At 77.9% G+C, this 12,527-nt stretch carries 9 protein-coding genes; all 9 read left to right on the forward strand.

The window, feature by feature from the left end:
* The first annotated feature begins 61 nt into the window (after positions 1 to 61).
* The 9 genes from AB8M62_RS05785 (at position 62) to ftsZ (ending at position 12,519) form a co-directional block, all read left to right on the forward strand.
* Positions 62 to 1,732, forward strand: a complete 1,671-nt coding sequence (locus AB8M62_RS05785; RefSeq protein WP_369053653.1) for a UDP-N-acetylmuramoyl-L-alanyl-D-glutamate--2,6-diaminopimelate ligase — start codon at positions 62 to 64, stop codon at positions 1,730 to 1,732.
* A complete protein-coding gene (locus AB8M62_RS05790; RefSeq protein ID WP_369068914.1) occupies positions 1,729 to 3,186 on the forward strand; it encodes a UDP-N-acetylmuramoyl-tripeptide--D-alanyl-D-alanine ligase in 1,458 nt (485 codons plus the stop codon). The genes AB8M62_RS05785 and AB8M62_RS05790 overlap by 4 nt, the downstream gene beginning before the upstream one ends.
* Positions 3,183 to 4,268 carry a phospho-N-acetylmuramoyl-pentapeptide-transferase gene (gene mraY, locus AB8M62_RS05795; protein WP_369053533.1) on the forward strand — a complete coding sequence of 362 codons (1,086 nt, stop codon included), beginning with the start codon at positions 3,183 to 3,185 and terminating at the stop codon, positions 4,266 to 4,268. The genes AB8M62_RS05790 and mraY overlap by 4 nt, the downstream gene beginning before the upstream one ends.
* Entirely contained in the window at positions 4,265 to 5,875 is a 1,611-nt protein-coding gene (gene murD / locus AB8M62_RS05800) for a UDP-N-acetylmuramoyl-L-alanine--D-glutamate ligase (protein WP_369068915.1), read from the forward strand. The genes mraY and murD overlap by 4 nt, the downstream gene beginning before the upstream one ends.
* A gap of 3 nt (positions 5,876 to 5,878) precedes the next feature.
* Positions 5,879 to 7,225, forward strand: coding sequence for a putative lipid II flippase FtsW (gene ftsW, locus AB8M62_RS05805; RefSeq protein WP_369053529.1), 1,347 nt, complete (start codon positions 5,879 to 5,881; stop codon positions 7,223 to 7,225).
* Positions 7,226 to 7,227: 2 nt separating this feature from the next.
* Positions 7,228 to 8,340, forward strand: coding sequence for an undecaprenyldiphospho-muramoylpentapeptide beta-N-acetylglucosaminyltransferase (gene murG, locus AB8M62_RS05810; protein ID WP_369068961.1), 1,113 nt, complete (start codon positions 7,228 to 7,230; stop codon positions 8,338 to 8,340).
* Positions 8,333 to 9,784 (forward strand): UDP-N-acetylmuramate--L-alanine ligase, encoded by a 1,452-nt coding sequence (gene murC, locus AB8M62_RS05815; RefSeq protein WP_369068916.1) that lies wholly within the window; start codon positions 8,333 to 8,335, stop codon positions 9,782 to 9,784. The genes murG and murC overlap by 8 nt, the downstream gene beginning before the upstream one ends.
* The gene (locus AB8M62_RS05820) at positions 9,784 to 10,884 is read left to right on the forward strand and encodes a cell division protein FtsQ/DivIB (protein ID WP_369068917.1); all 1,101 of its coding nucleotides are present in this window, start codon (positions 9,784 to 9,786) and stop codon (positions 10,882 to 10,884) included. Before murC ends, AB8M62_RS05820 begins: the two co-directional genes overlap by 1 nt.
* 240 nt (positions 10,885 to 11,124) lie before the next feature.
* Positions 11,125 to 12,519, forward strand: coding sequence for a cell division protein FtsZ (gene ftsZ / locus AB8M62_RS05825; protein WP_369053523.1), 1,395 nt, complete (start codon positions 11,125 to 11,127; stop codon positions 12,517 to 12,519).
* Positions 12,520 to 12,527: the final 8 nt, after the last annotated feature.

The raw sequence follows: 12,527 nt of genomic DNA on the forward strand, positions 1-12,527 counted from the left end.
CGGTGGCCGGGAGCGTCGCGCCGGGGCGGGCCGTGCGGGCGGGTAACCTCCCCCCGTGCCGATGACCGACGACCCCGCCGGCGGCAGCGCCCGCGGGTCGGCGACCGTGGGCGACGTCTCCCGCCTCCTGGGCGCGCTGCCCCGGCCGGCGGGCCCGGCGGCCGCGCCGGAGCCGGGCGGCACCGTCACCGGCGTCACCCTCGACTCCCGGCGCACGGCCCCCGGCGACCTGTACGCGGCCCTGCCCGGTGCCCGCGCGCACGGCGCCCGCTTCGCCGCGCAGGCCGCGGCCGCCGGCGCGCGGCTGGCCCTGACCGACCCCGCGGGCGCCGCGGACGTCGCGGCCGCCGGCCTGCCCGCCTGGGTGGTCGACGACCCGCGCGCCGTCCTCGGCGAGGTGGCGGCCCTCGTGCACGGGCGTCCCGGCGACCTGCTGACCACCGTCGGGATCACCGGCACGAACGGCAAGACCACGACGGCCTACCTCGTGGAGGCGCTGCTGCGCTCGGCGGGCTGGACGACCGGCCTGCTGGGCACGGTGGAGACGCGGGTGGCGGGCGAGCGCGTGGCGAGCGTGCGGACCACGCCGGAGGCGCCCGACCTGCACGCCCTGCTGCGCCGCATGGTGGACGCCGGGGTGCGCGGCTGCGCGCTGGAGGTCTCCAGCCACGCCCTGGCGCTGCACCGCGTGGACGGCTTGGTCGTGGACGTCGCCGTCTTCACCAACCTCAGCCAGGACCACCTGGACTTCCACGGCACCGTCGAGGACTACTTCCTCGCCAAGGCGTCCCTGTTCACCCCGGCGCGGGCGCGCGCGGCCGTCGTGGCCGTCGACGCCCCGGGCGGCTGGGGCGCGCGCGTGGCGGAGCTGGCGTCGGCGGCCGGGCTGCCCGTGACCACCGTCGCCACGGGCGAGGGGTCCGCCGGCGGTGGCGGGTCCGCCGACTGGACGGTCGCGGACGTGGTCGCCGAGCGGACGGGCAGCTCCTTCGCGCTGCGCCACCGCGACGGCACGCGCCTGCGGCTGCGCGTCGGGCTGCCCGGGCGCTTCAACGTCGCCAACGCCGCGCTGGCGGCCGTGGCGGCGCTGGCCGCCGGTCTGGACGCGCAGCAGGTGGAGCGCGGCCTGCCCGCCGCCGACGGGGTGCCCGGGCGCATGCAGCCCGTCGGCACCGGCGCGCCCGAGCCGCTCGTCGTCGTCGACTACGCGCACACGCCCGACGCGCTGGAGCGCGTCCTGGCCACCCTGCGCGCGCAGACCCCCGGGCGCCTGGTGTGCCTGCTGGGCGCGGGCGGCGACCGCGACCGCGGCAAGCGGCCCGTGATGGGCCGGGCGGCCGCGACCGGCGCCGACGTCGTGGTCGTCACCGACGACAACCCCCGCTCGGAGGAGCCCGCGGCCGTGCGCGCCGCGGTCCTCGCGGGCGCGCGGGAGGCGGCCGCCGCGCGCGGGGAGGACACCGTGGAGGTCGTCGAGGTGGCCGACCGGCGCGCCGCGGTCGCCGCGGCCCTGGCCCGCTGCACCGGCCCGCGGGACACCGTGCTGCTGGCCGGCAAGGGCCACGAGACCGGTCAGGAGGTCGCGGGGGTCGTGCACCCCTTCGACGACCGCGAGGTGGCCCGCGAGGCGCTGCTGGCGTGGCGACGCGCCCGGCGCGACGAGGGTCCGGGGACCGCCCCGGACCCGGTGGACGAGGACGTGGACGTGGACGTGCCGGGAGGTAGGGCGTGATCGGGCTGAGCGCGGCGGAGGTCGCGCAGCTGGTGGGCGGCGAGGTGGCCGCCGGGGACCCGCGGGCGCGGGCGACCGGTCCCGTGGTCGTCGACTCGCGGCTGGCCGCCCCCGGTGCCGTGTTCGTCGCCCTGCGCGGGGAGCGCACCGACGGGCACGAGCACGCCCGCGCCGCGGTCGACGCGGGCGCGGTCGTCGTGCTGTCCGAGCGCGACCCGGCCGGCCTCGGGCTCCCCGCCGCCGAGGGGGCCGCCGAGGGGGCCGCCGCGGTGGTGCGCGTGGCCGACGGCCAGGCGGCCCTGGGCGCGCTGGCCGCCGGCGTGCTGGCGCGCCTGCGCGGGCGGCGGGGGGAGGGCGCCGCGCGCCCCCTCGTCGTCGGGGTCACCGGCTCGGCCGGCAAGACGACCACCAAGGACCTGCTCGCCCAGGTCCTGGCCCCCCTCGGCGACGTCGTCGCCCCGCAGGGCAGCTACAACAACGAGGTCGGCGTGCCGCTGACCGTCCTGCGCGTGGGCGAGGGCACCCGCGTGCTCGTCGCGGAGATGGGCGCGCGCGGACCCGGGCACATCGCCGCGCTGTGCCGCACCGCGCCGCCGGACGTGGCCGTCGTCCTCAACGTGGGCGCCGCCCACGTCGGGGAGTTCGGCTCGCTGGAGGCCACCGCGCTGGCCAAGGGCGAGCTCGTGGAGGCGCTGCCCGCGCACGGCACGGCCGTCCTGAACGCCGACGACCACCGCGTGGCCGCCATGGCCTCGCGCACGAGCGCCCGCGCGCTCACCTTCGGGCTCGAGGCCGGCGCCGACGTGCGCGCCGAGGACGTCGTCCTCGACGACCTCGCCCGCCCCTCCTTCACCCTCGTCGCCGACGGCCGGCGCGCGCCCGTGGCGCTGCGCCTGCACGGCGAGCACCTGGTGCCCAACGCGCTGGCCGCGGCGGCCGTGGCGCTGGTCGCCGGCCGCGACCTCGACGACGTGGCGCGGGACCTGTCGGCGGCCGAGCCGCGCAGCCCGGGCCGCATGCAGGTCACCGAGCGGCCCGACGGCGTCACCGTCGTCCACGACGCCTACAACGCCAACCCCGACTCGGTGCGCGCCGCGCTGCGCGCCCTCGTGGCGATGGCCGGCGGGCGCCGCACCTGGGCGGTGCTGGGGGAGATGCTCGAGCTGGGGGACACCTCCCGCGACGAGCACGACGCCGTGGGCCGCCTGGCGGTGCGCCTGGACGTCTCGCGCCTGCTCGTCGTCGGCGCCGGCGCGCGCCCGGCGTACACGGGCGCCGTGATGGAGGGCTCCTGGGGCGACGAGGCGGCGTTCGCGCCCGACGTCGCCGCCGCCGAGGAGTTCCTGCGCGAGCAGCTGCGCCCCGGCGACGTCGTGCTGGTCAAGGCGTCCAACTCCGCCGGCCTGGGCCCGCTGGCCGAGCGCCTGGCGGCGGCGACGGGGGCGCGCGCGTGAGGATCGTGCTCATCGCGGGCGCCGTCTCGCTCGTCGTCGCCCTGTTCGGCACCCCGCTGTACATCCGCTGGCTGGTGCACCGCGGCTACGGGCAGTTCGTCCGCGACGACGGCCCGACCACCCACCACGTCAAGCGCGGCACCCCGACGATGGGCGGGGCCGTCATCATCCTGGCGTCCCTGCTGGCGTACGCGGCGGCCCACCTGGTGCTGTGGCGGCCGCCGACGGCCTCGGGCCTGCTCGTGCTGTTCCTCATGACCGGCCTGGGCGTCGTGGGTTTCCTCGACGACTTCCTGAAGATCTCCCGCAAGCAGAGCCTGGGCCTGCGGCCGAGGGCGAAGCTGGCCGGGCAGGGCCTGGTCGGGATCGCGTTCGCGGTCCTGGCGCTGCAGTTCCCCTCCGCCGACGGTGTGTTCCCCGCCTCGACGAACATCTCGTTCCTGCGCGACACCCGCTTCGACCTGGCGTTCGCCGGCACGGTGGGCGGCACGCTGCTGTTCGTCGTGTGGGCGCTGGTCATCACCTCCGCGGTCAGCAACGGCGTCAACCTCACCGACGGCCTGGACGGGCTGGCCACGGGCGCGACCACGATGGTGCTGGGCGCCTACGTGCTCATCGGGACGTTCCAGTCCAACCAGAACTGCGCCACCCTCACCGAGATCGAGCGCCGCTGCTACGAGGTGCGCGACCCGCGGGACCTGGCGGTGGTGGCCGCGGCCGTGATGGGCGCCTGCTTCGGGTTCCTGTGGTGGAACGCCAGCCCCGCGAAGATCTTCATGGGGGACACCGGGTCGCTGGCCCTGGGCGGTGCCCTGGCGGGCCTGGCGATCCTGTCGCGCACGCAGGTGCTGCTGGTGGTGCTGGGCGGCCTGTTCGTGCTCATCACGCTGTCGGTGATCCTGCAGGTGGGTTCTTTCAAGCTCACCGGCAGACGGGTGTTCCGGATGGCGCCGCTGCAGCACCACTTCGAGCTGGCGGGGTGGGGCGAGGTCACCATCGTCATCCGGTTCTGGATCATCGCCGGGCTCTTCGTGGCGCTCGGCCTCGGGTTGTTCTACGCGGAGTGGGTGGTCGGCGAATGACGGGGCGCAGCGCGGCGGACGGCTGGCTGGGCAACCCGTCCCCGCGCGCGGAGGACACCGACCGGGTGCGCTCGCTGCGGCACGCCGGCTCGCCGTGGGCGGGCCTGCGCACCCTCGTCCTCGGGCTGGGCGTGTCCGGCTTCGCCGTGGCCGACGCCCTGCTGGAGGCCGGCTGCGAGGTCGTCGTCGTCGACGCCGCCGCGGGCGAGCAGCAGCGGGAGAAGGCGCAGCTGCTGGAGGTCCTGGGCGCGCGCACGCACCTGGGCCCCGAGCACCTGGCCGCCCCGCCGGACGGCTGGGGCGCCGTGGACCTCGTGGTCACCTCCCCGGGCTGGCGGCCGGACTCCCCGCTGCTGGCGGGGGCCGGGCTGGCCGGCGTGCCGGTGTGGGGGGACGTGGAGGTCGCCTGGCGGATGCGCCCGGAGACCGGCGCCGCGCCGTGGCTGACGCTGACCGGCACCAACGGCAAGACCACGACGGTGGAGCTGACGGTCGCGGTGCTGCGCGCGGCCGGGCTGCGCGCGGCCTCGGCGGGCAACGTGGGCACCCCGCTCGTGGAGGCCATGCGCCACCCCGAGGGCTACGAGGTCCTCGCGGTCGAGCTGTCCAGCTACCAGCTGCACTGGCTGTCCACCGACACGCGGGCCTCGCTGCGCCCGCTGGCCTCCGCCTGCCTCAACGTCGCGCCCGACCACCTGGACTGGCACGGCTCGATGGACGCGTACGCGCTGGCCAAGGGCCGGGTGTACGAGAACACCGAGCGCGCCGTCGTCTACCACGACGCCGACGAGCGCACCCTGCAGCTGGTGCGCGACGCCGACGTCGTCGAGGGCGCCCGCGCCGTCGGCCTGACCCGCGGCGTACCCGCCGTCGGGATGCTCGGCGTCGTCGAGGACGTGCTGTGCGACAGGGCGTTCGTGCCGGAGCGGCGCAGCAGCGCCGCCGAGCTGTGCACGCTGGCCGACCTGGCGCGCGACGGCGTGCCCGCCGGCCGGCACACCGTCGACAACGTGCTGGCCGCGGCCGCCCTGGCGCGCGCGCACGGCGTCCCGCAGGCGGCCGTGCGCGACGGCGTGCGCGGTTTCGCGCCCGCCCCCCACCGCGTCGCCCGCGTCGCCGACCTCGACGGCGTCCGCTGGGTCGACGACTCCAAGGCCACCAACGGGCACGCGGCGGCCGCGTCGCTGGCCGGCTTCGGCTCCGTCGTCTGGATCGCCGGGGGTCTGGCCAAGGGCGCCCGGTTCGACGACCTCGTCGCCGGCGCCCGCGAGCGCCTGCGCGCCGTCGTCCTGCTGGGCGCCGACCGGCACGTGCTGCGCGAGGCGCTGGCCCGACACGCCCCCGATGTCCCGGTCGTCGAGGTGGACCTCCCGGAGACTGCCGGGGTGCCCGCTGCAGCCCCCGGCGCCGACGCGCCCACCGATCCCCGGGTCGCCGCCGCCCCCGCCCTGATGGACGCCGTGGTGGCCCGCGCGGCCGGGCTCGCCCGCCCCGGCGACACCGTCCTGCTCGCGCCGGCGTGCGCGTCGATGGACCAGTTCGTCTCCTACGCCCACCGCGGTGACGAGTTCGCCGCCGCCGTGCGCCGGCGGGCGACGGGGCGCTGAGCCGTGGCCACCACGACCCCGCCCCGCCCCTCGCCCCGTCCCGCGCGCGGGTCCTCGCCCGCCGCCCCGGCGCGCCCCCGCCACGCCCGCCTGGAGGCCGTCGGCGCGTGGGTGCGCGAGCGCACCCGCCTGCTCGACTCCCCGCTGGCCACCCACCACATCCTGCTGGCCACCACGGCGCTGCTCGTGGTCATCGGCCTGGTGATGGTGCTGTCCAGCTCCAGCGTGGAGTCCCTGCGGATCTACGGCTCGCAGTTCACGCTGTTCAAGAACCAGGCGACGTTCGCCGTCCTGGGAGCCCTCGGCCTGCTCGTGGCCAGCCGGGTGCCCGCGCGCGCCTGGTCGCGCCTGGCGCTGCCCGTCCTGGGCGTCTCGACGCTGCTGATGCTCGCCGTGTTCGTGCCCGGCATCGGCCACGAGGTCAAGGGCAACCGCAACTGGATCGTGCTCGGCCCGCTGCAGGGGCAGCCCTCGGAGCTGGCGAAGGTGGCGCTCGTGCTGGCGTGCGCGCTCGCCCTCGTGCGCAAGCGCGACGTCCTGCACAAGCCCCTGCAGCTGCTGGGGGCCCTGCTGCCCAGCTGCGCGCTGACCACGGGGCTCGTCCTCCTGCAGCGCGACCTCGGCACCGCCCTGGTGATGATGGTGGTGGTCGCCGGGATGCTGTGGGTCGCCGGCGTCCCCGCGCGGTTCTTCGCGCTCGCCGGCGGCGCGGGCGCCGCGGTCGCGGCCGCCCTCGTGCTCAGCAGCCAGAACCGCATGAACCGCGTCGCGCACTGGCTCACCGAGTCCCCGGCCACCACGGCCGACATCCAGGGCCTGGCCTGGCAGCCCGTCCAGGGCCAGTACGCCCTGGCCTCCGGCGGCTGGTGGGGCCTCGGCCTGGGCGCCAGCCGGGAGAAGTGGCAGTGGCTGCCCGAGGCCCACAACGACTTCATCTTCGCCGTCCTCGGCGAGGAGCTCGGCCTGCCCGGCACGCTCGCCGTGCTGGCGCTGTTCGGGGCGTTCGCCCTGGCCTGCGTGCGGCTCGTGCGCCGCTCGCAGGACCTGTTCGTCAAGCTCGCCGTCGTGGGTTTCGGCACGTGGATCGTCGGCCAGGCGCTGCTGAACATCGCCGTGGTCCTGAGCCTGCTGCCCGTCATCGGGGTTCCGCTGCCGCTCATCTCGGCCGGCGGCTCGGCCCTCGTCCTGACCCTGTGCGCGATCGGGGTCCTGCTGTCCTTCGCGCGCGCCGAACCCGGTGCGCCGGAAGCCCTGCGCGCCCGCGAGTCGGTCGTGCGCCGCTCGCTCGCCGTCCTGCCGCGGCGCGGCGCGGGCGCTCCCGACCGCAGCCGCGGCCGGAGGTCCTCGTGAGCCTGTCCGTCCTGCTGGCCGGTGGCGGGACCGCCGGTCACGTCGCGCCGCTGCTGGCCACGGCCGACGCGCTGCGCGCCCGGCGGCCCGGTGCCCGCTTCCTCGTGCTCGGCACGGTCGAGGGGCTGGAGGCCCGGCTGGTGCCCGAGCGCGGCTACGAGCTCGCGGTCGTGCCGCGGGTCCCGCTGCCGCGCAAGCCGTCCCTGGACCTGGTGCGCCTGCCGGGACGCCTGCGCGCGGCCGTGGCCGCCGCCTCGGAGGCGCTGGCCCGCTCGTCCGCGGACGTCGTCGTGGGGTTCGGCGGGTACGTGGCGGTTCCCGCGTACCTGGCCGCGCGCCGCGCCGGGGTCCCCGTCGTCGTGCACGAGCAGAACTCCCTGCCCGGTGTCGCCAACCGGCTCGGGGCCCGCTGGGCCCGCTCCGTGGCCGTCACCTTCCCCGGCACCCCGCTGCCGGGGGCGGTGCGCACCGGGATGCCGCTGCGCCGGGAGGTCACGGACCTGGCCGCCGCGCCCGACCGCGCGCAGCGGCGCGCCGCGGCCCGGCGCGCCCTCGGTCTCGACCCCGACGCGCCGACCCTGCTGGTGACGGGCGGTTCCCTCGGCGCGCAGCGCCTGAACCAGGTGCTGCCCGACGCGGCGCCGGACCTGCTGGCCGCCGGGGCGCAGGTGCTGCACGCCAGCGGCCGCGGCAAGGCGGTGCCGCTGCCGGCCGGCGTCGACCGCTCCCGCTACCTGGTGCGCGAGTACCTGGACGACATGGCCTCCGCCTACGCGGCCGCCGACCTCGTGGTCTGCCGCAGCGGGGCCGGGACGGTCGCCGAGCTGACGGCGCTGGGCCTGCCCGCGGTGTACGTGCCGCTGCCGATCGGCAACGGCGAGCAGCGCCGCAACGCCGAGGGCGTCGTCGCCGCCGGCGGTGCCGAGCTCGTGGACGACGCCCGCTTCGACGCCGCGGTGGTGCGCGAGCGGGTGCTGCCGCTGCTGGTGGACGGCGAGCGCCGGGCGGCCGCGGCGCGCGCTGCCGCGGCCTCCGGCGTGCACGACGGCGCCGAGCGCCTGGCCGACCTCGTGGAGGCCGCGGCCTCCGGGGCGCAGGAGCCGGTCCGTGGCTGAGGCGCGCCCGGGCGGCGGCGCGCCCGGCACCGCCGCGCCCGTGCCCGTCGCCGCGCTGGGCCGGGTCCACCTCGTCGGGATCGGCGGCGCGGGCGTGTCGGGCGTGGCGCGCCTGCTCCTCGCCCGCGGGCTCGAGGTCTCCGGCAGCGACGCCGCCGGCTCGGAGGTCCTGGACGGGCTGCGCGCGCTCGGCGCCCGCGTGCACGTCGGTCACGACGCCGCGCACCTGGGCGACCTGGGTCCCGGCGACACGCTCGTCGTCTCGACCGCCGTGCGGCCGGGCAACCCCGAGCTCGTCGAGGCGCGCCGGCGCGGCTTGCGCGTGCTGCACCGCTCCGAGGCGCTGGCCTCCCTCATGGCCGACCGGCGCGGCGTGGCCGTCGCCGGCACCCACGGCAAGACGACGACGTCCTCGATGCTCGTCGTCGCGCTGCGCGCCGCGGGCCTGGACCCGTCCTCGGCCGTGGGCGGGGAGCTGGTCGGCGGCAGCGACGGCGGTGCCCGCGAGGGCACCGGCGACGTCTTCGTCGCCGAGGCGGACGAGTCCGACGGCTCGTTCCGCGCCTACGCCCCCGTCCTGTCCGTGGTCACCAACGTCGAGCCGGACCACCTGGACCACTACGGCACCGCGGAGGCCGTCACGGCGGCCTTCGCCGACTTCGCCGCCCGCGTGCTGCCCGGCGGCGTCCTCGTCGCCTGCGCGGACGACCCGGGGTCGCGGGCGCTGGCCGGGGACGTGCGCCGCGACGGCCGGGCGGTCCTGACCTACGGGCGCGCCGCCGACGCCGACGTCCGCCTGAGCGACGTCACCGGCGGCGCCGAGCCGACCGCGCTCCTGCACGACCGCGACGGCGCCCACGCGCTGCGGCTGGCCGTGCCCGGTGAGCACAACCTGCTCAACGCGGCCGCCGCCTGGACGGCCGCGCGCTGGCTGGGCGCCCCCGCCGAGGGGGTGCTGGCCGGGCTCGCCTCCTTCGGCGGCGCGCGGCGCCGCTTCGAGCGCAAGGGCGAGGCGCGCGGGGTGCGCGTGGTCGACGACTACGCCCACCACCCCACCGAGGTGGAGGCCCTCCTGCGCGCCGCGCGGCCGGTCGCGGGCGACGGGCGCGTGGTCGTCGTCTTCCAGCCGCACCTGGTCAGCCGCACGCGCACCTTCGCGGGCGAGTTCGCCCGGGCCCTGGCGCTGGCCGACGTCGTCCTCGTCCTCGACGTCTACGTCGCCCGCGAGGACCCGGACCCGGAGGTGACGGGGGCGCTGGTGGCCGATGCCGTGCCGCTGCCGGCGGACAGCGTCCACCACGTGCCCGGCGCCGACGACGCCCTGGAGCTGCTGGACGGCCTGCTGCGCGCGGGCGACCTGCTGCTGACCGTCGGCGCGGGCGACGTCACCCGGCTGGGGCCGCGCGTGCTGGCGCGGCTGGCCGCCGGCCCGGGGGAGGCGTAGTGGCGCGCCCCACCCGACCCCGCACCCCTCCCGCGAGCCCGGCGCCGGGCTCCCCGGCGGGCCCCGCCCGCGGCGACGCCCTGGACGCCTCCCAGCTGGTCCCGCCGCCCGGCGCCGTGCAGGGGCCGGCCCGGCGCCGGCGGGCCGTGCGCGCGGCCGGCGGCGCGAGCCCGGCCCGGCCGTCCGCGGGCGCGCCCGCCGCCCGCCGGGCACCGCGCCCGGCACCGGCCTCCGAGGAGCGGCCGGCCGGTGCTCCCGGGCGGGTCCGCGCGGGCCGGGACGAGCGCGCCGGCCGGGACGCCCGTGCGGACGCGCGCGCCCGGGGCGGCGCGGGGCGGGGCAGCGGCACGGTGCGCCCGGCCGCGGACGCCCGGCGCCCGGACCGCGTCGCCGACCTGCCCGCGCGGCGTCCCGGCGCCCGCCGCGCGCGCCGCCTGCTCGCCGTCGTGCTGCCGCTCGCGGCGCTCGTCGGGCTGGCCGGGTGGGTCCTGCTGGGCTCGCCCTGGCTGCGGGTGGAGCAGGTCCGGGTGACCGGGACGGCGCGCACCGACGTGGTGCTCGTCGAGCGGATCGCGCAGGCGCAGGTGGGCCGCCCGCTGGCGGTCGTCCCCGCGAGCTCCCTGGCCGCCGAGGTGGGCGCCCTGCCGCTCGTGGAGTCGGCGCGGGTGCGCCGGGAGTGGCCGGGCACGCTCGTCGTCGAGGTGGCCGAGCGCCAGGCCGTGGCGGCCGTGCCCAGCCGCGACGGGGGTGTCGACCTCGTGGACGGCGCCGGCCGGGTGCTGGTCTCCGAGCCGGTGCCGCCGCCGGGCGTCCCGCTCGTCAGCGTGGACGTGGTGACCGCGCTGCCGGGTTCGCTGCAGGCGGCGCTGGACGTCAACGCGTCCCTGCCGGCCGCGGTGCGCGACCGCGTCGCGGACATCTCCGCCCGCTCGCCGGACGAGGTGCTGCTGCGGCTGCGGGAGGGCCCGGAGGTCCTGTGGGGCGGTGCGGAGCGTCCCGAGCGCAAGGCGGAGGTCCTGCAGCGGATGCTCCAGGAGGAGGACATCGCCTCCGCGCAGCGCGTGGACGTGTCGGCGCCCGACGTCCCGGCGGTCTCCTGACCCTCGACCGCCGGTCGAGGGTCGAGGCCGCGGGTTGTGCCGATCCGGTGTCCTGCGGCAAGTCCTTCGGCGACACGCCGGGGCGGCGGTTGCACGTGGAGCCCGCGGATCCCTACGGTCCTCCACCAGCAGAACATGACATAACGTTGACCCTCTACCTGAGGGTGAAGGTTGAAGGAACGGTCCGGGTCCTCCCGGGGCGACGCACGGCATCGGCGAAAGAGGCGAGAGGCACTCGACGTGGCAGCTCCGCAGAACTACCTAGCGGTCATCAAGGTCGTCGGCGTCGGCGGCGGCGGGGTGAACGCGGTCAACCGGATGATCGAGGTCGGCCTCAAGGGCGTCGAGTTCATCGCCGTCAACACGGACGCGCAGGCGCTGCTCATGAGCGACGCCGACGTCAAGCTCGACGTCGGCCGCGAGCTCACCCGCGGTCTCGGCGCCGGCGCCGACCCCGAGGTCGGCCGCAAGGCCGCCGAGGACCACGCCGAGGAGATCGAGGAGGTCCTCAAGGGGGCCGACATGGTCTTCGTCACCGCCGGCGAGGGCGGCGGCACGGGCACCGGCGGCGCGCCGGTCGTGGCCCGCATCGCCCGCTCCCTGGGCGCGCTGACCATCGGCGTCGTCACCCGCCCCTTCACCTTCGAGGGCCGCCGCCGCGCCAACAGCGCCGAGTCGGGCATCGCCGAGCTGCGCGACGAGGTCGACACCCTCATCGTCATCCCCAACGACCGGCTGCTGTCGATCAGCGACAAGCAGGTCAGCATCCTCGACGCCTTCAAGTCGGCCGACCAGGTGCTGCTGTCCGGTGTGCAGGGCATCACCGACCTCATCACCACGCCGGGCCTGATCAACCTCGACTTCGCCGACGTGAAGTCCGTCATGCAGGGCGCCGGCAGCGCCCTCATGGGGATCGGCTCCGCGCGCGGCGACGACCGGGCGATCCAGGCCGCCGAGAGCGCGATCTCCTCGCCGCTGCTGGAGGCCAGCATCGACGGCGCCCACGGCGTGCTGCTGTCCATCCAGGGCGGCTCCGACCTCGGCCTGTACGAGATCAACGAGGCGGCCCGCCTGGTGCAGGAGGCCGCGCACCCCGAGGCCAACATCATCTTCGGCGCCGTCATCGACGACGCCCTGGGCGACGAGGTCCGCGTGACCGTCATCGCCGCCGGCTTCGACAGCGGCAGCCCGGTGCGCCGCCGCGACGAGCGCGCCCTGGGCCAGCAGGCGCCGGGCCGCTCGCCCCAGGGCAGCGCGGTGCCGCAGGCGGCCGCCGTGCCCCCGCGCAGCAGCCGCCAGGACGCGTGGCAGCAGCAGGCCGCCCCCCAGCAGCAGGCGCCCCAGCAGGCCCCGCAGCAGGCGCCCGCGCCCGAGCAGCAGCCCGTGCACTACGCGCCGCCGGCCCAGCAGCCGCAGCACTACGGCCAGCAGGCGCCGCAGCAGCAGCCGGCCCAGCAGCAGCCGCAGCAGCCCGCGTACGCGCAGCAGCAGGCGCCGCACGTGGTGCCCGGCGAGGACCCGGTGCAGGTGCCGCGCATCATCGAGCTGCCCAACGACGGCGCCGGCGCCACCCGCCGTCCCGGCCGCGGCCGGGTCGAGGAGGAGGACCTCGACGTCCCCGACTTCCTGAAGTGACGCCGGAC

Origin of the sequence: Kineococcus terrestris, from assembly GCF_041020755.1 — a bacterium.
Lineage (GTDB): Bacteria > Actinomycetota > Actinomycetes > Actinomycetales > Kineococcaceae > Kineococcus > Kineococcus terrestris.